Genomic DNA, 26982 nt, shown 5'->3' on the forward strand with positions numbered 1-26982 from the left:
GCCTCGGGCCGACCGCGGAGGCGCGGCCGCGGCCGGCCCGGGGCGCTGCCGCGGGCGGCCCGGGGCGCTGCCGCGGGCGGCCCGCAGCGCGGCCCGCAGCGCGAAATCCGCGCGGCCCGGAGCGCCGGATCCGCGCGGCCCGGGCCGCCCGATCCGCGCCCGCCCGGCCCCCCGCCCCGCCCGCGCCGGGCCTCCTCGGGGCGCGCCGCCCGCAGCGGTCACCGCCTCCCCCGCGTGCGCGGGCGGCGCAGGTCTCGTGGAGATTCGCCGCAGGTCTCCCCCGCGGGACCGTTCGCGGCCCGGTGCTCCGCGCTGACCAGTGATGATGGCGGCGGAACTGATCTTCCGGTCCCCTCCCGCCGGGACCCCGGGGTGGGGTACCGTCACCGGCGCTGTACGGAGCGGAGTCGTGCCGAGAGGAGCCGGCTGTGCGCGAGATGACCGTCCCACCCGTCGTGACGGAAGCGCCCGTCGGGGGCCTGGCCGACACCGTCTTCCAGTACGCCCTCCAGGACCCGGACCGGGTGGTGCTCGGCCGCAAGATCCGCGGGGTCTGGCACGACGTCACCTCGGCCCAGCTGTGCGCCGAGGTGCTCGCCCTGGCGAAGGGGCTGCTGGCGCAGGGGATCCGGTTCGGTGACCGGGTCGGCATCATGGCGCGGACCCGGTACGAGTGGACGCTGTTCGACTTCGCGCTGTGGGCGGTCGGCGCGCAGCCGGTGCCCGTCTACCCGACGGCCGCCGCCGACCAGGCGTACTGGATCCTCTTCGACTCCGGCTGCACGGCCGTGGTGGTCGAGGACGAGAACCAGGCGATGACCGTCGGCTCGGTGATCGAGGGGCTGCCGCAACTGGGCCGGCTGTGGCAGCTGGACGCGGGCGCCCTGGAGCAGCTCGTCGCGGACGGCCGGAGCGTGTCGGACGACGTCGTGCACCGCCACCGGAGCGCGGTGACCCCCGACGCGGTGGCCACGGTCATCTACACCTCGGGCACCACCGGCCGCCCCAAGGGCTGCGTACTGACCCACGCCAACTTCATGTACGAGGCGGACACGCTGGCGACCCGGTGGGAGTCGGTGTTCCGGGCGGGGTCGGGCGAGCCGGCCTCGACGTTGCTGTTCCTCCCGCTCGCGCACGTCTTCGGGCGGATGGTCGAGGTGGCGGCGATCCGCTCCCGGGTCAAGCTCGGGCACCAGCCGGTGCTGGCGGCGGCGGAGCTGATGCCCGATCTGGCGGCGTTCCGGCCGACGTTCGTGCTGGGCGTGCCGCACGTCTTCGAGAAGGTGTTCGCGGCGGCCCGGCGCAAGGCGGAGGCCGAGGGGCGTACGGGCCCGTTCGACCGGGCGGTGGAGACGGCGGTGCGGTACGCCGAGGCGCGCGAGCAGAAGGCCTTCGGCACCGGTCCCGGCCCGTCGGCGGCGCTGCGGATGGAGCACCAGTTCTTCGACAAGCTGGTCTACGGGAAGGTGCGCGAGGCGCTCGGGGGCCGGATCCGGTACGCGATGTCGGGTGGTTCGGCGATGTCGCGGCGCCTCGGGCTGTTCTTCGACGGCGCCGGGGTCACGGTGTACGAGGGGTACGGGCTGACCGAGTCCTGCGCGGCGGCGACCGCGAATCCGCCGGGGGCGACGAAGTACGGGACGGTGGGCCGTCCGATTCCGGGGACCTCGGTGCACATCGCGGACGATGGCGAGGTGTGGCTGAGCGGGGCGCACGTCTTCTCGGGCTACCTCAACGACCCGCCGGCGAGCGGCGCGGTGCTGCGCGGGGGCTGGCTGGCGACCGGGGACCTGGGGCGGCTCGACGCGGACGGCTACCTGACGATCACCGGGCGCAAGAAGGAGATCCTGGTGACCTCCAACGGGAAGTCGGTGTCGCCGACCGCGCTGGAGGAGCGGGTGCGCTCGCACCCGCTGGTGTCGCAGTGCGTACTGGTGGGCAACGATCGCCCGTTCATCGCCGCGTTGCTGACCCTGGACATGGAGGGGGTGGCGCACTGGCTGGCGATGCGCGGCCGCCCGCAGCTGCCCGCGGCGGACCTGACGCGGGACGAGGACCTCGCCGCGGAGGTCCGGCGCGCGGTGGTGACCGCCAACACCCGCGTATCGCAGGCCGAGTCGATCCGCGCCTTCCGGGTGCTGCCCGACCAGTTCACCGAGGAGCGGGGGCTGCTGACGCCCTCGCTCAAGCTGAAGCGGCGGGCGATCGAGGCGGCGTACGAGCGGGAGGTCTCCGCGCTCTACCAGGGCTGACGACCGGCCGCGACGCGACCCCTCCATCAAACTGACGGTTCGTCATTTTACTCGTCATTGATATTGACGCCTCGTCAGCTCACGCACAGAATGCGGGGATTCCGACCGGAGGGGACTCCACTCATGCTGCGTCCGATCCGTGCCCTCGCCCTCGCCGCGGCGGTTCTCGCCCTCGTCTCCGCCTGCAACTCCGCGGCCGGCGGCAACGGTTCGCCTTCCGGTACGGGCGCGGGCGCGACCGGCGGGAGCGTCCGCGGGGTGAGCGGCACCTCCATCAAGGTCGGCGGCATCGTCTCGATGACCAGCGCCGGCGGCTACAGCAAGAAGGACACCGACCTCGGGGCGAAGGCCCGCTACCTGCGCGCCAACGCCGAAGGCGGGGTCAACGGCCGGAAGATCGACTACACCGGTGCGCAGGACGACGGCCAGGACCCCGCCAAGAACCTGGCGGCCGCCCGCAAGCTGGTCCAGCAGGACAAGGTCTTCGCGGTGTCCCCGATGAGTTCGGTGACCTTCTCCGGCGCCGACTTCCTCCAGCAGCAGCGGGTGCCCACCTTCGGCTGGGGCACCACGCCCGCCTTCTGCGGACCCACCTACATCTACGGGTTCAACGACTGCCTGGTCCCCACCCCCGGCGGCACCCTCAACCAGACCTGGCCCGAGGGCATCGGGCAGGTGCTGGGCGGGGCGAAGGGCAAGTCCGTCGCCGTCATCGCCAACGACAGCGACGCGGGAAAGTTCGGCGTGCGGACCTTCTCCCAGGGCTTCGCGAGCGCCGGGTTCACCGTCTCCTACGCCAAGGCGAGCGTGCCCGCCACCGCCGTGCCGAGCGACTGGTCGGCGTACGTGAAGGACCTGCTCTCCTCGAACGGCGGCGCAGCGCCCGACGCCGTCGTCTCGGTCATGCAGACCCCCAACAACATCGGCCTGTTCACCGCCCTCAAGCGCGCCGGGTACCGGGGGCTGCTGTCCGATCCGACCGACTACGACCCGGGGCTGCTCGCCAAGGACGCGACCAGGCAGGCCCTGGACGGGGTGTACGTCCTGCTGCAGTTCCAGCCCTTCGAGTCGGCGGACGCGAAGATGGCGCAGTTCAAGGCGGACATCAAGGCCGCCTCGGACGGTCGCGAAGTCCCGCTCAACATGCACATGTTGACCGGCTACATGTCGGCGGACCTCTTCCTCTCGATCGCCCGCAAGGCGGGCCGCGAGCTGACCGCGGAGTCCTTCCAAGCGGCCGCGCAGGGCTTCTCCGACACCGGGACGCTGGTCGGTGACCGGGCGGAGCCGCTGGGGCAGAAGAACAGCTTCGGCTGCGGGGCGCTCGTACGGCTGAGGAACGGGGCGTACGAGGTCGCCGTCCCGTTCACCTGCCGCGAGCCCGTCCCCTTCACGTAGGGGCGACGGCATGGTCGATCTGCTCGTCTTCGTACTGAGCGGTCTGGTCTCCGGCGCCCTCTACGCGCTGCTGGCCACCGGGCTGGTGCTGTCGTACTCGGCCTCCGGACTCTTCAACTTCGCGCACGGGGCCACCGCCTACCTGTGCGCGCTCACCTTCTACGAGCTGCACTCGGGCCTGGGCTGGCCGGCCGTCCCCGCGGCCCTGCTCGTCGTGCTCGTGCTCGCCCCCGGCCTCGGCTGGGGCCTCGACCGGCTGATGTTCCGGCGCCTGGCCCGGATCGGCGAGAGCGCACAGATCGTCGCCACCATCGGGCTGCTGGTCGCGCTGCCGGCCGCCGGTCTGTGGGTGGTGGACCTGCTGGCGGACGCGGGCGCCGACGTCCTGCCCGCGGAGAACCAGTTCGGGCTGCCGGGCGTGGGGCCGAGCCCCGCCCGCTCCTGGGAGCCCCTCGACGGGGTCGGCGTCGACTCCGACCAGCTGATCACCTGGGTGGTAACGGCCGTGGTGGCGGTGGTCCTGTGGGTGCTGATGCGGCGCACCCGGCTCGGGCTGCGGCTGCGGGCGTCCGTGGACAACCGATCGCTCACCGAGCTGCGCGGGATCAGCGCCGACCGGCTCTCCTCCATCGCGTGGATGATCGCCTCGGCGCTGGCGGGGCTGGCCGGGGTACTGGCCACTCCCCTGCTCGGGCTGTCCGCGCACGACTTCACCCTGTTCCTCTTCGTGTCGGCGACGGCGGCGGTGCTGGGGCGGTTCGTCTCGGTCCCGCTCGCCTTCGCGGGCGGGCTCGGCCTCGGCGTCCTGCAGAACCTGGTCGCCGGGTACGCCTCCTTCACCGAGCGGATCACCGGGTTCCGTACCGCCGTACCGTTCCTGATCCTCTTCGCCGGACTGCTCGTCCTGACCCGGCGGGCCCGGACCGCCGGGACGGCCGCCGCCGACGCACCGCCGCCCGACCACCTCGCGGGCGCCCCGTGGCGGCGGCGCTGGGGGCCCTGGGCGGCGGCCGCGGCGCTGCTGTGCACGGCCCTGTACACCGTGACCACGCCGTTCTGGAGCGGGCTGATCGCGCAGGGCCTGGCGATCGCGCTGGTGTTCATGTCCTTCACCGTGCTCACCGGCCTCGGCTCGATGGTCTCGCTGGCACAGGCCACCTTCGTGACGGGCGCGGCGCTGGTCGCGGGGCTGTTGATGAGCCGCGGGTGGCCCTTCGCCGCCGCGCTCGCCGCCGGCACCTGCGCCGCCGCCGTCCTCGGCGCGCTGGTGGCGCTGCCCGCGCTGCGGCTCGGCGGGCGCTCGCTGGCGCTGGCCACGCTCGCGCTGGCGTTCCTGGCGGACCAGGTCCTCTTCCAGCTGCCGTGGCTGCGCAACGGCGACGCCGGGTGGTCCCTGCCGCGTCCCGCGGCCGGGCCGGTGGACCTCTCCGACGACCGGGCGATGGGCGTGGCCCTGGTGGTGCTGGTGGCGCTGGTCGCGGCCGGGCTGAGCGCGCTGCGCGGCTCCCCCTCGGGGCGGGCGATGCTCGCCGTACGCTCCGCCCCCGCGGCGGCCGTGGCGTCGGGGGTGTCGGTCCTGCGCACGAAGCTGCTGCTGTTCACGCTGTCGGCGGGACTGGCCGGCTTCGGAGGCGTGCTCTACGCGTCCTACAACACCAGGATCACGGCGACCGACTTCACCGCGCTGACCGGGCTGGTGTGGCTGGCCGTGGTCGTCGCCGCCGGTGTGCGCAGGCCGCAGTACGCGGTGGTCGCGGGGCTCGTCTTCGCGGTGGCACCGCGGGTGCTGGCGGACTACGTGACCACCTCGGCCCACCTGCCGGTGATCCTGTTCGGGCTGGCGGGCGTGGCCCTGGCCAACGACCCGGACGGCTACTGCGCGGCGCTCCCGACCCGGCTGGCCCGGCGGCGGACCGCGGCCCGGGCCGCGGCCGCGGCCGGGGCGGTCCCTGCGCAGGCCCCGGAGAAGGGCCCCGCCCCCGACACCGCCGCCCTCCGCACGCCGGCCGGCGCCGAGGGAGCCGTCCTGGAGCTGCGCGGGGTGCGCGCCGGGTACGACGGGGGCATCGTGCTGCACGGGGTGGACCTCACCGTCCGGCGCGGGGAGATCCTGGCCGTGCTCGGGCCCAACGGCGCCGGGAAGAGCACCGCCTGCAAGGTGGCCGCCGGGCTCCTCGGCGCCGCGGCCGGCAGCGTGTACGTCGACGGGCGGGACGCGACCCGGGACGGGCCCGTACGCCGCTCCCGCGCCGGGGTGCTGCTCGCACCGGAGGGGCGCGGCATCTTCCCCTCGCTCACCGTCGAGGAGAACCTGGCCGTGTACCTCCCCGAGGCCCCCGCCCGGGAGGCCGTGTACGCGCGCTTTCCCCGGCTGCGGGAGCGCCGGGGCCTGGCCGCCGGGTCCCTGTCCGGCGGGGAGCAGCAGATGCTCGCCCTCGCCCCGCTGCTCCAGCGCCCGCCGCGGGTGCTGATCGCGGACGAGCCCTCGCTGGGGCTGGCGCCGCGGGTGGTGGAGGAGGTGTACGGCGTGCTCGCCGAGTTGCGCGACGCGGGGACCGCGCTGCTGCTGGTGGAGGAGAAGGCCGCCGGGATCCTCGGCGTCGCCGACACCGTCGCCTGCCTGTCCCAGGGCCGGGTCTCGTGGTGCGGACCGCGCGCCGATGTGGAGGCGGACCGGCTCACCGAGGCCTACCTGGGGATCGGCTCATGACGCGGACCGCGGAAGGGGGCCCGGCCGGCAGCGCGGCGGCGCAGGCGGGCCCGTACGTCCTGGAGGCCCGGGAGATCTCCGTGCGGTTCGGCGGGGTCCGGGCGCTGGACGGGGTGTCCCTGGGCGTCCGGGCGGGCGAGGTGTGCGGGCTGATCGGGCCGAACGGGGCGGGCAAGACCACCCTGTTCGACGTCCTGTCGGGCATCCGGCGGCCCGACGGCGGCCGGATGCTGCTCGACGGCGTGGACGTCACGCGCCGCTCCGCCGTGTGGCGGGCCCGGCACGGGATGCGCCGCACCTTCCAGCGCCGGCAGCTGTTCGGGCAGCTCAGCGTGGCCGACAACCTGCTGGTGGCCCAGGAGTGGCGGGGCGGGGGCGGCGGCCTCGCCGCGGACCTGGTCGGCTCGCCGACCCGGCGGCGCCGGGAGCGCGAGCGCAGGGCCCGGGCGGAGCGGGTGCTGGCGGACTGCGGGCTGGGGGCGCTCGGACCGGCGTACGCGGGTGGCCTGCCGGTGGGGAGCGCCCGGATGGTGGAACTGGCCCGGGCGGTCGCCGATCCGCCCCGGGTGCTGCTGCTGGACGAGCCGGCTTCGGGGATGCCGGCGCCCGAGCGGGAGCAGCTGGCCGCGGTGGTGCGGCGGCTCGCGTCGGAGGAGGGGTGCGCGGTGCTGCTGGTCGAGCACGACGTGGCGTTCGTGATGGAGCTGTGCGCCCGCGTGGTGGTGCTGGACCTCGGAACGGTACTGGCCGAGGGCACGCCGGCGCGGGTGCGGGCGGACCCGCTGGTCCGGGAGGCGTACCTGGGCGGCGCGTGAGGGGGGCGGGCGCGGGTAGGGGGAATAGAGCGCCAGGATGGCCGGTTGTCGCCGGTCGTACGGTCCCCCGGGGCCGTGGCGCCGGCGTGCCCCCGCACGCAACGGCGCCCCACCGCACGGAACAGCACCGCACTGAACAGCACCGCACCGAGTCGAGGGAACGACCACGTGAACCAGGTCCCCACCATCAAGCTCAACAACGGCACGCTCATGCCCCAGCTCGGCTACGGCGTCTGGCAGATCCCGGACGCCGAGGCCGAGCGGGCCGTCGGGAGCGCCCTGGAAGCCGGGTACCGCAGCATCGACACCGCCTCGATCTACGGGAACGAGACCGGCACCGGCAAGGCCCTCGCCGCCTCCGGCCTGCCCCGCGAGGAACTGTTCGTCACCACCAAGCTGTGGAACGGCCCGTCCGAGACCTGGGGCCGCGACAACGTCCTGCGCGAGTTCGACGCCTCGCTCGCCAAGCTGGGCCTCGACCACGTCGACCTGTACCTGATCCACTGGCCGCGCCCGATGCGCGAGGACTACCTCGCCATCTGGAAGACCTTCGAGGAGATCGCCGCGAGCGGCCGCGCCAAGGCCGTCGGCGTCTCCAACTTCGGGCAGCCGCAGCTGGCGCGGCTGGCCGAGGAGAGCCCGCTGGTCCCGGCCGTCAACCAGGTCGAGCTGCACCCCCTCTTCAACCAGGCGGAGCTGCGCGCCGTGCACGCCGACCTCGGGATCGCCACCGAGGCCTGGTCCCCGCTGGGCCAGGGCAAGGACCTGCTGACCCTCCCCGCGGTCGCCGCGGTCGCCGCCAAGCACGGGCGCACCGGCGCCCAGGTGGTGCTGCGCTGGCACCTCCAGCTCGGCACCATCGCGATCCCGAAGTCGGTCACCCCGGCCCGCATCCGCGAGAACCTGGACGTCTTCGGCTTCGAGCTGGACGCCGAGGACATCGCCGCGCTCGACGCGCTGTCGTCGGCGGGCGGGCGCATCGGCCCCGACCCGGCCGGCTTCGACGCCTGAGCCGCGTGCACCGCATCCGGAACGTCGCCGGCGGTCTGCTGCTGGAGGCCGAGGGCACGTCCCGGGTGCGGGTCGGGCCCGAGGGCCCGCCGCCGCTGCCGGCCGCCCAGCTGTGGGACGTCGTACCGGTGCACGGCGGCGGCGCGGTGTTCCACGTGGTCAGCGCGCTGAACGGCAGGCTGCTCGACGTCGCGAACGCCTCGACGGAGAGCGGCGCGCGGGTCCAGCTGTGGCGGGCGAACGCGTTCGGCGCGCAGGAGTGGCTGGTCGAGGAGCACCTCGACGCGCCGGGCGTGGTCTCGCTGGTCGCGTGCATCAGCGGACTGCCGCTGGAGGCGGCCGGGGACGGGCGCGTCCGGCAGGCCGAGGACACCGACTCGCCCGCGCAGTGGTGGCGGCTGGAGGCCGTCCCCCCGGACGGGTGAGCCGGCGGGTCAGCTCGCGCCGTGGGCGGGGGCCAGGTCGTGGACCCGCTGGACGAGGCCGAAGTCGGTCTCGGTCACGGCGTCGCCCGCGCTGTGGGTGTTCACCGCGAGCCGGACCGTGTCGTAGCCGAGGGTGAGGTCCGCGTGGTGGTTCAACTCGTGCTGTACGGCGGCGATGTGGGCCACCAGCGCGCTCGCGGCGACGTGCGATCCCAGCCGGTAGGTCCGTACGATCCGGTCGTTTTCGAAGGCCCAGCCCGGGAGTTCGCGCAACCGGTCCTCGATCTCCTTCTGCGACAGCGGCTGACTCGGCATGGGCAGGCTCCTTTGTCCCCGTGATGTCGTCTCCGGACGTCGTCCCCGTGACGTGTCGTCAAGGTTCCCACAGCGCACGCCCGGGCGTACCCTTCGCGCCGTGGCGCGCCTGGGCTAACGTCGCCCGCATGACGATGTCGGTGGGACCTCTGCTCCGGGCCTGGCGGGAGCGGCGCGGGATCAGCCAGCTGGAGCTGGCGGGCCGCGCGGACTCCTCCTCCCGGCACATCAGCTTCGTGGAGACCGGCCGGTCCCGGCCCAGCGAGGAGATGGTGATCCGGCTGGCCGACCGGCTCGACGTGCCGGTCCGCGAGCGCAACGCCCTGCTGCTGGCGGCCGGTTACGCCCCCCGGTACGCGCACACCCCGCTGGAAGCGCCGGAGTTGGAGGCGCTGCGGGAGGGACTGGAGCGGCTGCTGACGGCCTACGAGCCCTACCCGGCACTGGTCGTGGACGGGACGTACACGGTCGTCGCGGCCAACCGGGGCATCGCGATGCTGCTGGACGGACTGCCCGCGCACCTGCTGGAGCCGCCGCTGAACGCGATGCGCCTCACCCTGCACCCGGAAGGGCTCGCGCCCCGGATCCACAACCTCGCCGAGTGGCGGGGCCACCTGCTGGCGCAGATGGACCGGCAGATCGCGCTGGCCCGTTCGGAGCCGCTGCGGGCGCTGTACGAGGAGGTGGCGGCGTACCCCGTCACGGGTGCGGCGGCCGGAACCGTCCCGGCGGACGCCGCGGCCCCGGCGGACCCGGCGGGATCCGCGGCGACGCCCTTCGCGCTGCCGCTGCGGATCGAGCACGAGGGACAGGTGCTGTCCTTCGTGTCGACCATCGCCACCTTCAACACCCCGATGGACGTGACCGTCGCCGAGCTGGCCGTCGAGACCCTGCTGCCGGCCGATCCGGCGACGGCGAAGTACCTGCGCTCACTGGGTCCTTGAGCCCCGCACCGCCGCCCACCGCCGCGACCAGGGCGTCGGCGGGGCGCTCGCGGCAGGCGAGCCACCCGACGGCCGCGCCGTAGGTACTCAGCAGGGCCGGATCCCGGACCGCAGTGCGGCGGCCCGGGATCCGGTGCCCCCACTCTCCCGTCCGCCGCCCGCCGGGTCGATTACCCCGGGGGTCATGCGGCCGGCGCGGGGAGGAGGTCAGCCGAGGTCGGCGAGGCTCAGCCCGGCCTGCGCGGCGGCCGCCTGCACGGTCTGCTCCAGCAGGACGGCGATGGTCATCGGGCCGACGCCGCCGGGGACCGGGGTGATCAGGGAGGCGCGGGCGGCGGCCGACTCGAAGTGGACGTCGCCGCGGTTGCCGTCGTACCCGGCGTCCAGGACCACCGCGCCCGGCTTGATGTCCTCGCCCCGGATGAACTCGGCCTTGCCGACGGCGGCGACCAGCACGTCCGCCTGGCGGATGATCGAGGGCAGGTCCTCGGTGCGGGAGTGGCAGTAGGTGACGGTGGCGTTCTGCCCGAGCAGCAGCATGCCGGCGGGCTTGCCGAGGATGGCGCTGCGGCCGACGACCACGGCGTGCTTGCCGGCGAGGTCGACCTCGTACTCGGCGAGCAGCCGCATGATGCCGCCCGGGGTGCAGGACACGAAGCCCGGCAGCCCGAAGCCCATGGCGGCGAAGGAGTGCATGGTGACGCCGTCGACGTCCTTGCCCGGGGCGATGGCCTCGAAGGCGGCGCGCTCGTCGATGTGGTGCGGGACCGGGTGCTGCAGCAGGATGCCGCTGACCTCGGGGTCCACGGAGAGCGCGGTGAGGGTGGTGATCAGTTCCTCGGTGGTCGTCGAGGCCGGGAGCTCCACGTGCCGGGAGGTGATGCCCGCCTTGGCACAACGGTTCTGCTTCATGCGTACGTACGTCACGGACGCGGGGTCCTCGCCGACCAGCACGGTCGCGAGACAGGGCGCGGTGCCGGTGCGGCGGGTGAGCCCGGCGGCCAGCACGGCGGTGCGCTCCGAGATGCGGCGGGCGAGGGCGGTGCCGTCCATCAGCCGGGCGGTACGGTCCTGGGCCTGAACGGTCTGGGCAGTCGTCACGGGGTCTCCTGAACGTCGCTGCGGGATCGCGGATCGCCCAGGCGCGCGGCAGTCGGCGTACGGACACCTCGGTGCCGCGGTACGCCGGGCCGCTCCCCGGTGGTGATCCACCCAAGCGCCAGTCACGGCCCGCCGACCACTGTAGTCGACGCCCGCGGCGTGCGCCGGGCCGCGCGGGCGGGCGGGGGCGGACCGCGGCCGCCGCGGCGCGGAATCGAGTGGATCACCCGGCATCGAGCTGGGACGATCGCGGCATGACACCTCATTTCGATCAGCTCGTCGCCGAGGCGGAGTCCGTGTCCGTGGACGGCTGGGAGTTCTCCTGGCTCGACGGCCGGGCGACCGAGCAGCGCCCCTCCTGGGGCTACCAGAGGCTGCTGGGCGAGCGCCTGGCGGGCGTACGGGCGGCCCTGGACATCCAGACCGGCGGGGGCGAGGTGCTCGCCGGAGCGGGCGCCCTGCCGCCCCTGATGGCGGCCACCGAGTCGTGGCCGCCGAACATCGCCAAGGCGACCCGGCTGCTGCACCCGAAGGGGGCGGTCGTCGTCGCGGACGCGGACGAGCCGCCGCTGCCCTTCGGCGACGAGGCCTTCGACCTGGTCAGCAGCCGGCACCCGGTGACCGTCTGGTGGGAGGAGATCGCGCGCGTGCTGCGACCCGGCGGCAGCTACCTCTCGCAGCAGGTCGGCCCGGCGAGCGTCTTCGAACTCGTCGAGTACTTCCTCGGCCCGCAGCCGCCGGAGGTCCGGCGCGCCCGGCACCCCGACGACGCGGTGGCCGCGGCCGGGGCGGCGGGGCTGGAAGTGGCCGATCTGCGCTCGGAGCGGCTGCGCACCGAGTTCCACGACATCGGAGCCGTGATCTACTTCTTGCGGAAGGTCATCTGGATGGTGCCCGGCTTCACGGTGCACCGGTACCGCGACCGGCTCCGCGAGCTCCACGAACAGATCGATCGCGAAGGACCGTTCGTGGCGCACACCGCACGATTCCTCATCGAGGCCCGCAAACCGGGACGGTGAAAAGGGCCGACGGATCCGTGGCCGAAAGGTTGCGCGGACACAGCGTGGCGCAGGTCACTCAATTCATGGCGTAACGAATCGACTCGGGCATGCGATGAAGCGACAGGTGTCTTCGCGCGGCGCCGGAATAACGACCCCCCTCGGGCCCGTTCCACGAGTTCGCGCGATGATGTCCCGTCCCGCCCTTATATCTGCCGCAACGAGAGGCTCCTTGTGTCGCTCAGCCCGTCCCGTACGTTCCCTCCGGAGATCGCCGAATCCGAGGCCCTGGTCGCGCTCGTCGAGCGTGGCCGCGAACAGGGTCACATCAACGGTGACGACGTGCGCCAGGCCTTCGAGGCCGGCCGCATCCCGGTGGACCAGTGGAAGCGGGTCCTGCGCAGCCTGAACCAGGTTCTGGACGAGGAGGGCGTCGCGCTGCACGTCAGCGCCGCCCCGGCCGCGAAGGCCCCCGTCAAGAAGGCTCGCAAGGCGGCGGCCCCCGCCCGCGCCGTGACCAAGAAGGCCGCCGCGCCGCGCCCCATCGGCGCGCGCAAGACCGCGGCCCCCGCCGCCGCGGCGGCGATATCCGCACCGCCGGCCTCCGGGACCGAGGAGGAGGCGGCGGCCGAGACCACCGCCGAGCCGAAGAAGCGGACGGTCAAGAAGACCGCCGCGAAGAAGACGACGGCCACCAAGAAGACCGCCGCCGCCAAGAAGGGCGCCAAGGACGGCGACGAGGGCGAGCCCGCCGCGCCCGAGGGCGTGGACTGGGCCGCGGAGGACCTGGCCGACGAGGAGGAGGAGAAGACTCCCAAGGTCGGCGGCACCCAGGGCTTCGTGCTGTCGGATGACGACGAGGACGACGCCCCGGCGCAGACCGTCATGGTCGCCGGTGCCACCGCGGACCCGGTCAAGGACTACCTCAAGCTGATCGGCAAGGTGCCGCTGCTCAACGCCGAGCAGGAGGTGGAGCTGGCCAAGCGCATCGAGGCCGGCCTCTTCTCCGAGTACAAGCTCGAAGAGGAGGAGGACCACAAGCCCGCGTTCAAGCGCGAGCTGGAGATCCTCGTCGAGGACGGCCGCCGGGCCAAGAACCACCTGCTGGAGGCCAACCTCCGCCTCGTGGTCTCGCTGGCCAAGCGCTACACCGGCCGCGGCATGCTGTTCCTGGACCTGATCCAGGAGGGCAACGTCGGCTTGATCCGCGCGGTGGAGAAGTTCGACTACACCAAGGGCTTCAAGTTCTCCACGTACGCGACGTGGTGGATCCGCCAGGCGATCACCCGCGCCATGGCCGACCAGTCCCGCACCATCCGCATCCCGGTGCACATGGTCGAGATCATCAACAAGCTCGCCCGCGTGCAGCGCCAGATGCTCCAGGACCTGGGCCGCGAGCCCACCCCGGAGGAGCTGGGCAAGGAACTCGACATGACCCCCGAGAAGGTCATCGAGGTCCAGAAGTACGGCCGCGAGCCGATCTCGCTCCACACCCCGCTGGGTGAGGAGGGCGACAGCGAGTTCGGTGACCTCATCGAGGACTCCGAGGCGGTCGTCCCGGCCGACGCGGTCTCCTTCACCTTCCTCCAGGAGCAGCTCCAGTCCATCCTGGGCACGCTCTCGGAGCGCGAGGCGGGCGTGGTCTCCATGCGCTACGGCCTCAACGACGGCCAGCCGAAGACGCTGGACGAGATCGGCCGCGTGTACGGCGTCACGCGTGAGCGGATCCGCCAGATCGAGTCGAAGACGATGTCGAAGCTGCGCCACCCGTCGCGCTCGCAGGTGCTGCGCGACTACCTGGACTAAAAAAGTCCGGACGGGAGCCCGCGCCGTACCGGCCGCCCGCGTCGCCATCGGCGACGGGGCAGCCGGTACGGCGCGGGCTCCCGCGTGTCCGGGGGCCGCGGACGGCCTACGCCGCCGCGCGCTTCCTGCGGGCCGACATCACGGCGTGGACCAGGACGCCCGCGAAGAGGAAGAGCACGCCCTGGTAGACGGCCTCGTAGCCGGAGCCGGCGACCAGCCACATCGAGAAGCCGAAGGCCAGGCCGGCCAGGATCCCGTCCCGGACGAGCCGGCCGCGCGCCACCCGCTCGCCCTGCCCGGACACGAGGAAGTGGATCTGGGCGGCGGTGGACAGCAGGTAGGGCACGGTCGCGGTGAAGGTGGTGACCAGGACCAGGACCTCGAAGACGCCCCGGGTGCCCGAGGTGTAGTTGTAGACGGTCAGCGCCGACGCCAGGACGGCGGTGACGAGCACCCCTGCCACCGGGACCCCGCGCCTCTTCGCCTGGAAGACCTTCGGGAAGAGGCCGTCCTGCGCCGCCGCGTACGGGGTCTGCGCGCTGAGCAGGGTCCAGCCGTTGAGCGCGCCGACCATCGAGACCACGGCGGCGCAGGCGACCAGGGTGCCGCCCCACGTGCCGCCGAACATGGCGTTCACCGCGTCGCTGAAGGGCGCCGCGGAGGAGACCAGCGCGTCGTGGGCGACCAGGCCGAAGACGGACACGGTGCCCAGCAGGTAGACGGCCGCGGCGCCGAGCGTGCCCAGGAGGGTCGCCCGCCCCACGTTGCGGGCCGGGTCGCGGACCTCGCCCGCGCTGACCGCGGCCGATTCCACGCCGAGGTAGGAGAAGAGCAGGATCGCGGCGCAGGCCGAGACCGCGCCGGCCGCGCTCTGGTCTGTGGCCCGGAAGGGCCCGAGGTGGGCGGGGTCGAAGAAGAACAGGCCGCCCACCGCGACCAGCAGGAGCGGGGCGAACTTCAGCACGGTGGACACGACCTGCACCGCGCCGACGTAGCGGGTGCCCGCCAGGTTGGCGAGCGCCGGCAGCCACTGCACGGCGAGCGCGGCCAGGCACATCGACCACCGGTGCGCGCCGATCCCCGGGAAGAGGACGGTGAGGTACCCGGCCGCGGCGACGGCCAGCGCCGCGTTGGAGACCCAGGTGGTGATCCAGTAGCTCCACGCCGCCAGGAACCCGGCGAAGTCTCCGAAGGCCGCGCGGGCGTACACGTACGGTCCCCCGGTCCGCGGGAGGCGCCCGGCGAGGCGGCCGAAGACCAGCGCGAGGGCGATCGCGCCGAGGCTGAGGATCCCGAACGCGACCAGGCTGATGGTGCCGAAGGGGGCGACCGAGGCGGGCAGCAGGAAGATGCCCCCGCCGACGATGTTCCCCATCACCAGGCAGGTGGCGACGGGGAGGCCGAAGCGGCGGGCGTGCGGGCCGGCCTCCGGCTCGGGCCGGTCGGGCGCGTTCCGGTCGGGCCGCGGCCCGTCGGGCGCGGGCCCGGCAGGGGGGCGGACGGCGGGCGGGCGGACGGCAGGGGTGGTGCTCACGGTGGTGCGCCTCGGTCGTTTCACATGGTGGACAGCGGGCAGGTCGACACATGCTCGGTGACGACGTGGTCCGCGCCAAATCAGCGGTTTTCGTCCGGCCCGGCCACCGGTACGGAAGGAAGTGTTCCGCTCTCGGCGGCTCCGGACCGGCGATCTTCCACCGGCGCCCGCGGCCCTGCGCGGTCCCGCGCGCGGGCGGCGCGGGGCGGAACCGGGCGGTCAGGTTCCGTCGTACCCCGCCGTCGGCATCGACATCCGGCGGTGCACCTCGGCCTTCATGCCGGAGGTGTAGGCGGGCTCCTGCTGTCCGGCGGTCTCCAGCCGGACGCCCCGCCGCTCGCACTCGGCGGTGAACTCCTCGACCGAGCGCAGCGCCCGGCGCAGCACCCGGTGGTTGGGGGCGACGAACAGGTCGACCTGGCCGGCGTCGATGTCGGACCACAGCCCGCAGTGGTCGGCGCGCAGCCCGTAGACCAGCAGCTGCCGGGTCACGACGTAGCCGTGGTCGGCGGCCCAGCGCGCGCACATGGCGTGCTGGGTGCGGGTGTCCACGATGAAGGGATCGGCGTCCAGTTCCTCGAGCGGGGTCAGGCTGGCGATTGCGGCGACGCGCAGCTCATCCATGCCGCCCGACCCTACTCCGATCCGCGCCCCGCGAGGAGGGGGCCTTCGGCCACGTACTAGAACACCCGCGAGGATCCGATCGGCAGGTCCCAGAGGTCTTCGCGGGGCAGCCCTGCGCGGCTCCAGGCGGCGCGGGCGCGCAGCAGCGGTTCCATGACCGGTTCGGCGGAGAGGACGAAGGTGGCCCAGTGCATGGGGGCCATCCGGCGGGCCCCCAGGTCGAGGAAGGCCCGTACGGCTTCCTCCGGGTCGGTGTGCACGTCGCGCAGCCACCAGCGCGGGGCGTACGCGCCGATCGGCAGCAGGGCCAGGCCGATGCCGGGGTGGCGGCGGCCGATCTCGCCGAACCAGTGCCCGTAGCCGGTGTCGCCCGCGAAGTAGACCTTCTTGCCGGAGCCGAGGTCGGTGAGGACCCAGCCGCCCCACAGGGTGCGGCAGGTGTCCAGCAGGGAGCGTTTGGACCAGTGGTGGGCCGGGACGAAGTCGAAGCGGACGCCGCCCAGTTCGGCGGATTCCCACCAGTCCAGCTCGGTGACCCGGGTGAACCCGCGGCGGCGGCACCAGCGGGCCAGCGCGGCCGGGACGAACAGGGCCGTGTGCCGGGGCAGCCGTTTGAGGGTGGCCGCGTCGAGGTGGTCGTAGTGGTTGTGGCTGATCACGACGGCGTCGACGGGCGGCAGGTCCTCCCAGCGGACCCCGACGGGGGTCAGCCGGGCCGGGGTGCCGAGGATCCGGCGGGACCAGACCGGGTCGGTCAGCACGGTCAGTCCGCCGATCCGCAGCACCCAGCCGGCGTGCCCGGCCCAGGTGACGGCGACCTTTCCGGGGGCGGCGGGGGGCATCGGTCCGGGCGCGTAGGGGAGGTCGGGGATCCCCCGCAGGCCGGCGGGGCCGGGCCGCAGCGTTCCCTCCCGCGCGAGCCGCGCGAAGTCCCGCAGCCCGGGCAGCGGGGTGGTCAGCCGACCGGCGAAGGAGCGCGGCCACCGCCGCACTTCCCCGAGCGGCCGGGTCCCGCCCCGGCGCACGGAACCCGGTCCGGCCGGGCGGGGCTCGGCGCGGGGGTCCGGACCGGCTGGACGGCCCTCGGTCCGGGGGTCCGTACGGCGGTCGGCGGAGCCCCGGCGGGCGCTCGGGGGGGCATCCGCGGCCGCTTCCGCGCCGGAGGCGCTCGCGCGGCGTCCCGTCTGGTCCCTCATCAGGTGTGGTCCCTCATCGAGAAGTCTCCGTTCACCGGCACATCGGGCGCGGGGTGGGTCGGTGGCGCGGCGGGCGGCCGGGGCGGGGGTCAGGTCAGTTCGGCGAGCACCGACCCGAACCGGTCGAGCGAGCGCCGTACGTGCGGGAGTCCGAGCGGGTCGGCGGCCTCCAGGGCGGCCAGCCGTTCTTCCGGGGTCGCGCCGAGGAACGGGCCGGTCGACAGCCGGAAGCGCAGCGCGCCCAGATCGTCGTCGAAGCGCTGGCCGCCGGGGGCGGGAGCGCCGAGCCGGGTGCCCAGGTGGTCCTCCAGTTCCATGGCGTCGCCGACGCCGTGGCGGGCGAGTCCGGCGCGCAGCGGGGTCAGGTCGGCGTAGAGGTGGCGTCCGGCGCGCGGGGGCCGGGCCAGGGCTCCGACGGCCAGCAGTTCGCGGTGGGCGGCCGCGGCCACCGCCGCGTGCAGGGCGGCGGCCGAGCGGCCGCGGGCGACGACGGCCGCGGGTTCGTCCAGGGCGTGCGCGGCGGCGACGGCGACGGGCCCCGCGACGAGCGCGCCGGTGGCGGTGAGGACGTCGAGGGTCCGGGCGCGCAGCCAGGTGCCGCGCGGCGTGCCGGGGAAGCGCACGACGGCCGCGGGCCACCCGCCGGGCAGCAGCGCGCCGGAGAGGTCGAGCAGGACGGCGGCCTGGTCGGGCAGCATCTCGGCGGGGCTCAGCACGGCGTCCTGGTGCGGCCGGTGCAGGGTGTCGCGCCAGGTCTCGTCGCTGACCACGAACAGTCCGGCGGATTCGGCCGCCTCGCACGCCTCGCGCAGCACCTCCGGCGGCGGCACGGTCGCGGTGGGGTCGTCGGCCACCGACAGGAGCAGCACGCGCGGGTCGCCGCCCTCGGCGCGCACCCGGCGTACGGTCTCCAGCAGGGCGTAGGGGTCGGGCACGCCGCCGCATTCCGCCGGGGTGGGCACGTGGTAGGCGCGCCGTCCCAGCAGCCGGACCTGCGGGGTCCACCAGGCGGGACAGGGGCGGGGCAGCAGCACGTCCCCGCCGTAGGCGCCGAGCAGGGCGAGCAGCAGCGCGGGGGCCCCGGGTCCGGCGGCCACCGCGTCCGGGTCGGCGGGCAGGCCGCGGCGGGCCCAGTGGCGGCAGGCGGCCTCGCGCACGGGTGCGCCGCCGCCGGGGGGTTCGGGGGCGGAGCGGCCCGCGGCGTCCGCGAGGACGGCGGTGAGCTCGGGCAGCACGGGCAGGCCGGGTTCCGGGGCCGGAGGCCCGTACCGGACCGGACCGCGTCCCTCTGCCGCCGTGCGCCGCATCCACGCCACCGCCTGCACCACCGCTTCCGTCCGACCTCCGGCCGACACCGCTGACCCGACCTTTATACGGTCCTTTGAGATGATGTGCCGCTTGTGTGGTGATCACGCGCGGCGCGGGCCGCGTTCAGCCGCCCGCCGGACGGCGCGGCCAGTCCGCGCCGCCTGCCCGCCCCCTGCCCGCCGTCAGCCCGCGCGTCCGACCAGGGCCAGCAGCCGCGTCTGGGCGTCCGCGCCCGCCGGCACGTCCAGCGGAGGGGCGAACGCCCCGCTCGCAGCGAGCCCGTCGGCGTACGGCATGACCTCCTTGATCGAGAACTCGACGAGGCCGTCCGGGAGCCGGTCGTCGGCCCCGATGCCCCGCGCCAGGTCCCAGGCGTGCACGACGCAGTCCGCGGTCGATTCGGCGCAGTACGCCGCCGCGCCGGTCGGCCCGTAGGACAGCCGCACGGTCCGCTCCATCGCCCCGGGGGCGGTGAAGGCGGCGTGCGCGGCTGCCGCGGCCAGTCCCCAGGCGGTGCCCGGGTCCGCGCCGAGCACGTCACCGGAGTAGGCGTCGCCGACCTCCTCGACGGTCCGCCCGCCGGTCACCAGCGGCGGGACCCAGAGCTGCTCACCGGTGACGTGGTTGACCAGATCGCGCACGGTCCATCCGGTACAGGGGGTGGGCGCGCCCCACTGGTCGTCGGCGATCCTGCGCACGTACGCGCCGAAGAGTTCCAGCGCCTTCGCGTGCTGGTCGAGCAGGGTGTCCGGCCGGCGTTCTCCCACGGGTCCCACCGTCCTCTCGCTCGGGCTCCGCCTCCTGGGGCCCACTGTCCTCCGGCTGCGATTCCCCGGCTACCGGACCGCCCACCAGGCCTTCCCCGTAAGCCTTCTGTCCACATCGCAATACGGCTATCTCATATCGCGACATGATCCTCTACCGTGGTGGCATCGCTTCGAGACCGCTTCGAGGCCGCTGCGAGACCGCTTCGACGACGAGGAGTCACCGCCATGGAGAGCGCGCCCGAGACCACCCGCGAGACCGCCGTCTACACCCACGGGCACCACGAGTCGGTGCTGCGCTCGCACCGCTGGCGCACGGCGGCGAACTCGGCCGCCTACCTGACCGGCGCGCTGCGCCCCGGCATGAGCGTGCTGGACGTGGGCTGCGGGCCGGGCACGATCACCGCCGACCTGGCCGAGCTGGTCGCCCCGGGCCGGGTCACGGCCGTGGACGCCGCCGAGGACGTCGTCGTCCAGGCGCGGGCGTACGCGCAGGAGCGCGGTCTGCGCGACATCGTCTTCGCCACCGCCGACGTGCACGCGCTGGACTTCCCGGACGACTCCTTCGACGTCGTCCACGCCCACCAGGTGCTCCAGCACGTGGGCGACCCGGTCCGGGCCCTGCGCGAGATGCGCCGCGTGTGCCGCCCGGGCGGGATCGTCGCCGCGCGCGACGCGGACTACGCGGCGATGACCTGGTTCCCCGGGGTGCCCGGGCTGGACGACTGGCAGGACCTGTACCGGCGGGTGGCCCGCGCCAACGGCGGCGAGCCGGACGCGGGGCGGCGCCTGCTGTCCTGGGCGAAGGCCGCCGGGTTCACGGACGTCACGGCGACGGCCACGGCGTGGTGTTACGCGACCCCCGAGGAGGTGGCCTGGTGGAGCGGGCTGTGGGCGGACCGGACGACGGCGTCCTCGTACGCCGGGGTGACCACCGGGGGCGGCCACGCCACGGCCGGGGCACTGGCCGGCATCGCCGACGCCTGGCGTGCCTGGGGCCGGGAGCCGGACGCCTGGTTCTCGGTGCTGAACGGCGAGGTGCTGTGCCGGGTGTGAGCGGATCGGGGCGGTCGGGGCACCCAGGGCCGGTCGCGCCCGGCCGGGGCGGGCCGGTCGCGCCCGGCCGGGGCGGGCCGGTGGAGCCCGGCCGAGGCGGCCCCGGGGGCGCCCGGCCGCCCCTCCCCCGGGCCGCCCCGCGGCCGGGTCCGTCACCCCGGGTCCGTCGCCCCCGGGGCGGCCGGCCGCATCCGGAAGTCGTAGCGCGCGGGCAGCGGGCGGTCCGTGAGGGACGACCACACCTCTCCCAGCACCTCGTCCCCCTCGCGGAGGTCCGCCACCTCGAAGCCCTCCTCGAACACCCGCAGCGCCGCGCCCACGTGACCCTCGGCCGCCAGCATGCGGGCGGCCAGCAGCAGGAACCGGCCCTGTTCGCGCAGGGCGGGGCGCAGCCGCTCCCACACCGCGCGGGCACCGGCCGGGCGGCCCGCCGCCAGGAGCGCGGCCATCGCCTCCCGGCCCAGCGCGGACTCGGCGGCGGTCCAGGCGGCGCCGCCCCTGCTCTCCCCGGCCAGGTCGGCGAAGGCCTCCGCGTACCGGTCGGCCGCCCGCTCCCGGTCGCCCGCCAGCCGGTCCGCGACCGCCATGCAGCGCAGCAACGGCCAGCGCGAGGGGGCCAGCGCCAGGCCGCGTTCCCAGCTGCGCACCGCCTGGGCCACGTCGCCCGCGTGCCACTGGGCGACCCCGAGGTGGTACTCGGTCAGCGGGTCCGCCGGAGCGGTCTCCAGCATGTCCCGCCAGTGCGCGGCGACCAGGCTCGGCCCGGGCGGGGCGACCCGGCGCGGGCTGGGGAAGACCCCGGTGCGCCACAGCTCCAACCAGGGCGCCTGGTCCTCCCCGAGATCGGTCTCGGCGAAGGGCGTGCCCGGCAGTTCGTGCCCCGCGCACAGCACCTCCAGCGCGCCCCAGCCCGACCCGGTGGCCAGCCGCTCCCCCGGCTCGTGGTCGGCGTACGGCCGCCACGCCGCGTACGCCGCGTCCACCCGCTCCCGCGGCAGCGCCGCCTCCAGCGCCCGCCCGGCCTCGCCGCGGGCCGCCGCCCAGTCGTCGCCGTGCACCGCCGCGGCCTCCGCGGCCAGGGGCCCGTACGCCTCCAGCCAGTTGAACTCCGCCCCCGCCTCCAGCCGTACGTGCTCCAGCTGCGTCCGCGCGAGCCCGGCCTGGATCTCCGCGTACCCCGGCGTGCCGGGCTCGGTCAGCCACTCCTGCCAGCGGCACCCGCCGCGGCCCGCGCCCCACACGAAGAGCTTGCGTCCGCGCAGCCGTGCGGTGGAGGTCTGCGCCAGCCCGTACCCGGCGGCGTCGAGCGAGGCGATCCAGGGCCGCTCGCCCCGCGCCACCTCGTAGAAGTAGTCGGCGGGGTACTCGCCGCGCAGCGGGTACGTGCGGTCCGCGCCCTCCCAGCGCGGCACCGGGATCCGGCGCAGTGCGCGCTCGTACCCGAAGTGCCAGGCCTCGTCGGCGGGGGCGAGCACGCGGGTGCCCGCGTCCTCTGGGACGGCGATGTTGGACCACCAGTACACGGGGGCGGCCCGCTCGTGCGGATTGCGCACCCGCACGCCGACGTACAGGAACTCCGAGTCCTCGGGCAGCCACAGGTCCACCTGGAACGGCAGGTCGCGCAGCCGCTCCCACTCCCACATCCGGACCATGGTGGTGCCGTCGGGCGCCGGGACGAGCGCGGCGTGCAGCGGGGCGCAGGACAGGGTGGTGTGTCCGGTCGCGCCGATGTTCCACTCTATGCCGCCGGAGAACCAGGCCCCGTTGAGGGCGAAGGCGGCGGGCTGGAACACCGGGTTGCGGTAGAGCAGTTCGCGTCCGGTCGGGAGGTGGACGATCGAGTGCACGCGCCCGCCGAGCCCGGGCAGGACGGTCACCCGCAGGTGCGCGTTCTCCAGCACGATGCTCTCGAACTCGCGCTCGGTGCGCTCCCGCCGGTAGCCGTCGAGCACCCGGACGGGCAGCAGCGATCTCAGCGGTTCGTAGCCGATCTGCCGGGCCATCTCGCGGGGCAGCCCGTCCCGGGAGCGCTCGTCGAGCGTGTGGATCTCGGCGGGCGCACCCAGGGTGGGCAGCGGGTTCTCGGGCCCCAACGGGGCTGCGGGCAGCGTCACTACGGAACGTCGGACGATCGTGGCCATGAGGGAAATGGAACACGCCACGGCGGCCGAAGCACAGCCGTTCGGCGGATCACGCCCGGTCAGGATTACGCAAAGGCCCCGGCCACCAGGTCGGCGAGGAGCGCGCCCGCACTGGCGTCCGGGTCCAGGTCCGGGTCGTAGACCGTGATGTCGAGCCCGACGCAGCGCGGGGACTTCACGAGGACGGCGAGCAGTTCGTCCAGTTCGTCGGGGAGCAGTCCGCCCGGCTCGGGGCTGTCCACGGCGGGCATCATCCGGGGGTCCAGCACGTCGGCGTCCAGGTGCACCCAGAAGCCTTCGGTGACCGGTGGCCGCAGTCCCTCCAGCGCGACCCGCGCCACCGGCCCGGCGCCGGCCTCGCGGAGCTGTCCGACGGTGACGGCCATGATCCCGGCGGCGGCCAGTTCGGGGAGGTCCGCGTCCCCGTCCCGCAGCCCGAAGAGCCGTACGTCCTCGTCCCGCAGGTAGGGCGAGCGGCCCTCGATGTCGGACAGGTCGGCCTGGCCACGGCCGGTGGCCAGGGCCAGTTCCTCGCCGCCCGCCGCCCCGACGGGCCCGTTCACCGCCGTGTTGCCCGGGTGGCGGAAGTCGGCGGAGCCGTCGATGGCGGCCAGGCCGTACCGGCCGAGCCGGCGCATGGCGAGGGAGGCGCCGAGCTGGATCGAGCAGTCGCCGCCGAGGACGACGGGGAACTCCCCGTCCCTCAGGTGCTTCTCGATGCGGTCGGCGAGGGTGACGGTGTAGGCGGCGAGGGCGGCGGCGTGGAAGACGCCGTCCCCCTCCCGCCAGTCACCGCGGTCGTAGCGCGGTGGTACGACGACACCGCCCTCGCGTGCGCCGAGCCGGGCCAGCAGGCCCTGTTCGCGCAGTGCCCCGGCGAGTTTGTAGACCCCGGGCACGGTTCCGGGAGCGGGCGGGCGCAGACCGAGATTGGACGGGGCGTCAAGGAGCACGATCGTTCGCATCCCCTCATCCTGCGTGATGCGGCACCGCCCGGTCGAGCATCTCCCCGGTGATCGCCCAGCGTTCGTGGTCGCGCCAGGCGCCGTCGATGAACAGGAAGTCGGGCGAGAAGCCCTCCCGGCGAAAGCCGAGGCGGCGCACGAGCGCGGTCGAGGCGGTGTTGCCGGGCTGGACGTTCGCCTCCAGCCGGTGCAGGCCCAGACCCGGGGCGGCCTCGGCTCCGCGGGGGGCGGAGCCGCCCGGTGCCGGGTCCGTCAGGGCGTACCGGAGCAGCAGCCCCAGCCCCTCGGTCATCAGCCCCCGTCCCGCCGCGTGCGCGAAGGCGCCGTAGCCGAGGGCCCCGCACCGGAACGCCCCGCGCACGATGTTGTTCACGTTGACGAATCCGGCGATCGCCCCGCCGTCGCGTTCACACACCAGGAATCCGGCGCGTACGGCCTCGGCGCCGTCCGGACCCCCGGCGCCGTCGAGCCGGGCCGCGTAGGCCTCGTACTCCTCGGGCGTCCGCGGCGGGAAGAGCCACGGCCGGTGCAGCGCCTCGCTCTCCCGCGCGCGCCGGATGAACTCGGGGCCGTCGGCGGCGCGGATGCGCCGCAGCCCCACGCGGGGTCCTTCGGCGAGGTAGCGGGGGGAAGGGAGCTCCGGCATCCGGTCAGATTAACCGGCGGCCGCCTCAGTCGCGCAGCTCCAGGCGCGGGACGTCGGGGCGCGCGAAGCCGAAGGTCTGGGCGTACAGGGAGAGTTCGGCCTCCAGTGCGCGGACCATGGTGTCCGCCCGGCGGAAGCCGTGGCCCTCGCCCTCGAAGGCGAGGTAGGCGTGGGGCACGGAACGGCCGCGCAGGGCCGCGAGGAAGCGCTCGGCCTGGGCGGGCGGGCACACCGCGTCGTCCAGTCCCTGGAGCAGGACGAAGGGCGCGGTGAGCCGGTCGGCGCGGGCCAGCGGCGAGCGGTCCCGGCAGCGGACGGCCAGGGCGTCGGGAGGCCCGGCGAGCCCGTCGATGTAGCGGGATTCCAGGTCGTGGGTCTCGGCGGCGAATCCGGTGAGGTCGAGCACCGGGTAGATGACCGTCCCGCAGGCGTACAGGTCGGTCGCGGCCAGCGAGGCCGCCGCGGTCCAGCCGCCCGCGCTGCCGCCCCGGATGGCGAGGCGGGCCGGGTCGGCGGTGCCCTCGGCGGCCAGCGCGCGGGCCACCGCCGCGCAGTCCTCCACGTCCACCACGCCCCACTGCTCGCGCAGCCGTTCGCGGTAGGCCCGCCCGTAGCCGGAGGACCCGCCGTAGTTGACCTCGGCCACGCCGATGCCGCGGGAGGTGAAGTAGGCGATGTGCAGGTCCAGTACGGGCGGCACGTGGTCGGTGGGGCCGCCGTGCGCCCACACCACGTAGGGCGGCAGTTCATCGGCGGGTGCCCGCAGGGTGGGGTGGTGGGGCGGGTAGACGTGCGCGTGGATCTCCTGGTCGTCGGGGCCCAGGAAGGTCCTGCTCAGCGGTTCGGGGTAGTACGCCGGGTCCACGGGGCCGCGGCGGCGGCCGCCGTCGGTGGCGACGGGCAGGGCGTGGCCGCTCGCCGTGTCCAGCTCGACCACCTCGTAGGCGCTGCGCGGGCTGGCCGCGACGCCGTAGACGCGGGTTCCGTGCGCGGCGAGGGTGGGCTGCCAGGCGGTCCAGGGACCGGCCGCGTCCACCAGGTCGCCGCTCTCCGGGTCCAGGACGGCCAGTACCGAGGAGCCCTGGCCGTGCAGGACGGCCACGGGCCCTTCGGCCAGGGGCGCCATCCATTCGAGGCCCGGCTTCCAGAGCGGGCCGCCGAACTCCTCTTCCCGCGGGCACAGGTTGACGGGCGGGCCGCCGCCGGGGTCGACCCGGTAGGGGTTCCACCAGCCGCTCCGGTCGCTGACCGCCAGCAGGCTCCCGTCGGCCGCCCACGCGGTCTGCGCGACCGCTTCGGCGGGTCCGCCGAGCACGGTGCGGATCCCGGCGAGGCCGCCGTCGGCGGTGACCTCGGCCAGCAGCAGCTCGGTCCCGTCCCAGGGCATCCGCGGATGGTCCCACACCAGCCACGCGGCCCGCCGCCCGTCCGGGGACAGGCGCGGGCCGGTGGCGAACCGGTGCCGGTCGTCGGTGAGTTCGCGCACGGCGGAGCGGTCCTGCGCGGCCGATCCGTCCAGCGGTACGGCGGCCAGGACGCGGCGCACGTCGCTCGGCGCGGGGCCGGTGAACTCCTCCATCACGCACCACACGGCGTCGTCGCGCAGCACCGGGTCCACCCAGCGCAGCCCGCCGCCGGTGGGGCCGAGGGGGGTCAGCGGGCGGGGAGCGGCGCCGGGCGCGTCCGGCTCGTACGCGTACAGTCGCTGGTCGGCGAAGTGGACGAAGACCAGCAACGGCCCCAGTGCGTCCGGCCGTTCGGCGCCCGCCCAGGGGCGGCCGCCGTATTCGGTGAACCGGCTGCGCACGTTCCACGGCGCGGGCAGCACCGAGGCGGCGGGGCCCGCGTCGGCGGGGCGCCGGACCAGGGTGCGGCGGCCGCCCTCGTCCGGGCGGGGCTCGGTCCACCACACCTCGGCGCCGACCGTGCCCACGTACTCGGGCCGCCCGTCGTGGGCGGCGGCGAGCGCCGCGCCGATGGGCGAGGGCCAGCTGCCGTAGGGGGCGGTCGGCACGGCGGGGACCCCGGGGCCCGCGGGTACGGCGGAGGCCATCACAGGGTCCGCAGCGCGCGGTCGAGGACCTTGACCCCGAAGTGCAGGGCGTCGACGGGCACCCGCTCGTCCACGCCGTGGAAGAGCGACCAGTAGTCGAAGCCGGGCGGCAGCTTGAGCGGGGAGTAGCCGTAACCGGTGATGCCGAGGCGGGAGAACTGCTTGGCATCGGTGCCGCCGGCCATGCAGAAGGGCACCACGCGGCCTTCGGGGTCGAAGTGCTCGACGGCCTCCCGCAGGATCTCGAAGGTCCGCCCGTCGACCGGTGCTTCGAGGGCCACCTCGCGGTGGTGGAACTCCCAGTCGACGTGCGGTCCGGTCAGCGCGTCCAGGGTGGCGCGGAACTCCGCCTCGCCGCCGGGCACCATCCGCCCGTCGATGTGGGCCGTGGCGCGCCCCGGAATGACGTTCAGCTTGTAACCCGCGCCCAGCATCGTGGGGTTGGCGCTGTTGCGGACGGTCCCCTCGACGAGCATCGCGGCGGGTCCGAGCCGCTCCAGCACCGCGTCGAGGTCGAAGCCGGGGGCTCTGGGATCCACCGCCAGGCCCTGGAGCGCGGCGAGTTCGGTGAGGCACGCGGCGACGGTGTCGGTGATCCGCACCGGCCATTCGTGCTCGCCGATCCGGGCGACGGCGGCGGCGAGCCGGGTCACCGCATTGGCCTTGTTCGGCTTCGAGCCGTGTCCGGCGGTTCCGTGCGCGGTCAAGGTGAGCCAGGCGGTGCCACGTTCGCCGGCGGCGACCGGGTAGACGGCGCTGCCGGGTCCGGTGTGGACGGTGAAGGCCCCCGATTCGCTGAGTCCTTCCGTACAGCCCTCGAAGAGGTCCGCGTGCTGCCGGGCGAGGAAGTCGGAGCCGTCGACGGCACTGTCCTCCTCGTCGGCGGTGAAGGCGATCACGATGTCGCGCCGCGGCCTACG

Annotated in this window: 22 protein-coding genes and 1 riboswitch; of the genes, 10 read left to right on the forward strand and 12 right to left on the reverse strand. The window is 74.8% G+C overall.

Annotated elements, in window-relative coordinates; all coding sequences use genetic code 11:
* The first annotated feature begins 437 nt into the window (after positions 1–437).
* The 6 genes from AC0693_RS30545 (at position 438) to AC0693_RS30570 (ending at position 8611) form a co-directional block, all read left to right on the forward strand.
* A complete protein-coding gene (locus AC0693_RS30545) occupies positions 438–2252 on the forward strand; it encodes an AMP-dependent synthetase/ligase (RefSeq protein WP_478803511.1) in 1815 nt (604 codons plus the stop codon).
* 123 nt (positions 2253–2375) lie between these two features.
* A complete protein-coding gene (locus tag AC0693_RS30550) occupies positions 2376–3650 on the forward strand; it encodes an ABC transporter substrate-binding protein (RefSeq protein WP_478803455.1) in 1275 nt (424 codons plus the stop codon).
* 10 nt (positions 3651–3660) lie between these two features.
* Entirely contained in the window at positions 3661–6360 is a 2700-nt protein-coding gene (locus AC0693_RS30555) for an ABC transporter permease subunit (protein WP_478803456.1), read from the forward strand.
* Complete coding sequence (locus AC0693_RS30560) at positions 6357–7175, forward strand: ABC transporter ATP-binding protein (RefSeq protein ID WP_478803457.1); 819 nt, start codon at positions 6357–6359, stop codon at positions 7173–7175. The genes AC0693_RS30555 and AC0693_RS30560 overlap by 4 nt, the downstream gene beginning before the upstream one ends.
* A 168-nt stretch (positions 7176–7343) precedes the next feature.
* Complete coding sequence (locus AC0693_RS30565; RefSeq protein WP_356405056.1) at positions 7344–8186, forward strand: aldo/keto reductase; 843 nt, start codon at positions 7344–7346, stop codon at positions 8184–8186.
* A 5-nt stretch (positions 8187–8191) separates the two neighbouring features.
* Positions 8192–8611 (forward strand): RICIN domain-containing protein, encoded by a 420-nt coding sequence (locus tag AC0693_RS30570; RefSeq protein WP_356405054.1) that lies wholly within the window; start codon positions 8192–8194, stop codon positions 8609–8611.
* A gap of 9 nt (positions 8612–8620) precedes the next feature.
* Here the strand turns inward: AC0693_RS30570 and AC0693_RS30575 are convergent, their stop codons facing one another.
* A complete protein-coding gene (locus tag AC0693_RS30575) occupies positions 8621–8926 on the reverse strand; it encodes a 4a-hydroxytetrahydrobiopterin dehydratase (protein WP_356405052.1) in 306 nt (101 codons plus the stop codon).
* A 128-nt stretch (positions 8927–9054) separates the two neighbouring features.
* On the opposite strand from AC0693_RS30575, the gene AC0693_RS30580 reads away from it, so the two are divergent.
* Positions 9055–9870, forward strand: a complete 816-nt coding sequence (locus AC0693_RS30580; RefSeq protein WP_478803458.1) for a helix-turn-helix domain-containing protein — start codon at positions 9055–9057, stop codon at positions 9868–9870.
* Between the two features lie 207 nt (positions 9871–10077).
* On the opposite strand, the gene AC0693_RS30585 is transcribed toward AC0693_RS30580, so the two are convergent.
* Positions 10078–10923: a bifunctional 5,10-methylenetetrahydrofolate dehydrogenase/5,10-methenyltetrahydrofolate cyclohydrolase gene (locus tag AC0693_RS30585; RefSeq protein WP_356405293.1), complete on the reverse strand. Its 846-nt coding sequence runs from the start codon at positions 10921–10923 to the stop codon at positions 10078–10080.
* A 76-nt stretch (positions 10924–10999) separates the two neighbouring features.
* A riboswitch (ZMP/ZTP riboswitch) is annotated at positions 11000–11107 on the reverse strand.
* A 118-nt stretch (positions 11108–11225) separates the two neighbouring features.
* Here AC0693_RS30585 and AC0693_RS30590 point away from each other — a divergent pair.
* Positions 11226–11990, forward strand: a complete 765-nt coding sequence (locus AC0693_RS30590) for a class I SAM-dependent methyltransferase (protein ID WP_478803459.1) — start codon at positions 11226–11228, stop codon at positions 11988–11990.
* Between the two features lie 213 nt (positions 11991–12203).
* On the forward strand, positions 12204–13775 hold the full coding sequence (locus AC0693_RS30595) for an RNA polymerase sigma factor (protein ID WP_356405046.1): 1572 nt from the start codon (positions 12204–12206) through the stop codon (positions 13773–13775).
* Between the two features lie 106 nt (positions 13776–13881).
* On the opposite strand, the gene AC0693_RS30600 is transcribed toward AC0693_RS30595, so the two are convergent.
* The 5 genes from AC0693_RS30600 to AC0693_RS30620 all read right to left on the reverse strand — a co-directional run bounded on the left by AC0693_RS30600 (position 13882) and on the right by AC0693_RS30620 (position 19204).
* The gene (locus tag AC0693_RS30600) at positions 13882–15309 is read right to left on the reverse strand and encodes an amino acid permease (protein WP_478803460.1); all 1428 of its coding nucleotides are present in this window, start codon (positions 15307–15309) and stop codon (positions 13882–13884) included.
* A 219-nt stretch (positions 15310–15528) separates the two neighbouring features.
* The gene (locus AC0693_RS30605) at positions 15529–15933 is read right to left on the reverse strand and encodes a hypothetical protein (RefSeq protein ID WP_356405042.1); all 405 of its coding nucleotides are present in this window, start codon (positions 15931–15933) and stop codon (positions 15529–15531) included.
* 56 nt (positions 15934–15989) lie between these two features.
* Positions 15990–17129, reverse strand: coding sequence for an MBL fold metallo-hydrolase (locus AC0693_RS30610; protein ID WP_478803461.1), 1140 nt, complete (start codon positions 17127–17129; stop codon positions 15990–15992).
* An 89-nt stretch (positions 17130–17218) separates the two neighbouring features.
* Positions 17219–18436 carry an aminotransferase class I/II-fold pyridoxal phosphate-dependent enzyme gene (locus tag AC0693_RS30615; RefSeq protein WP_356405291.1) on the reverse strand — a complete coding sequence of 406 codons (1218 nt, stop codon included), beginning with the start codon at positions 18434–18436 and terminating at the stop codon, positions 17219–17221.
* 183 nt (positions 18437–18619) lie between these two features.
* A complete protein-coding gene (locus tag AC0693_RS30620) occupies positions 18620–19204 on the reverse strand; it encodes a TIGR03086 family metal-binding protein (protein ID WP_478803462.1) in 585 nt (194 codons plus the stop codon).
* 225 nt (positions 19205–19429) lie between these two features.
* Here AC0693_RS30620 and AC0693_RS30625 point away from each other — a divergent pair, with 225 nt between their 5' ends.
* Positions 19430–20257 (forward strand): class I SAM-dependent methyltransferase, encoded by an 828-nt coding sequence (locus AC0693_RS30625; protein ID WP_469317357.1) that lies wholly within the window; start codon positions 19430–19432, stop codon positions 20255–20257.
* A gap of 152 nt (positions 20258–20409) precedes the next feature.
* On the opposite strand, the gene AC0693_RS30630 is transcribed toward AC0693_RS30625, so the two are convergent.
* From AC0693_RS30630 to AC0693_RS30650, 5 genes are all read right to left on the reverse strand, one after another.
* Complete coding sequence (locus AC0693_RS30630; protein WP_478803463.1) at positions 20410–22398, reverse strand: DUF5107 domain-containing protein; 1989 nt, start codon at positions 22396–22398, stop codon at positions 20410–20412.
* Between the two features lie 65 nt (positions 22399–22463).
* Positions 22464–23363 (reverse strand): arginase family protein, encoded by a 900-nt coding sequence (locus AC0693_RS30635; RefSeq protein ID WP_478803464.1) that lies wholly within the window; start codon positions 23361–23363, stop codon positions 22464–22466.
* 4 nt (positions 23364–23367) lie between these two features.
* A complete protein-coding gene (locus tag AC0693_RS30640) occupies positions 23368–24009 on the reverse strand; it encodes a GNAT family N-acetyltransferase (protein ID WP_469317354.1) in 642 nt (213 codons plus the stop codon).
* A gap of 25 nt (positions 24010–24034) precedes the next feature.
* Entirely contained in the window at positions 24035–26062 is a 2028-nt protein-coding gene (locus AC0693_RS30645; RefSeq protein WP_478803465.1) for a prolyl oligopeptidase family serine peptidase, read from the reverse strand.
* Positions 26062–26982 (reverse strand): M20/M25/M40 family metallo-hydrolase (locus AC0693_RS30650; protein WP_478803466.1); only part of this gene is annotated, 921 nt, incomplete at its 5' end. The genes AC0693_RS30650 and AC0693_RS30645, both read right to left, overlap by 1 nt.

The organism is Streptomyces sp. NPDC043876, from assembly GCF_056435825.1.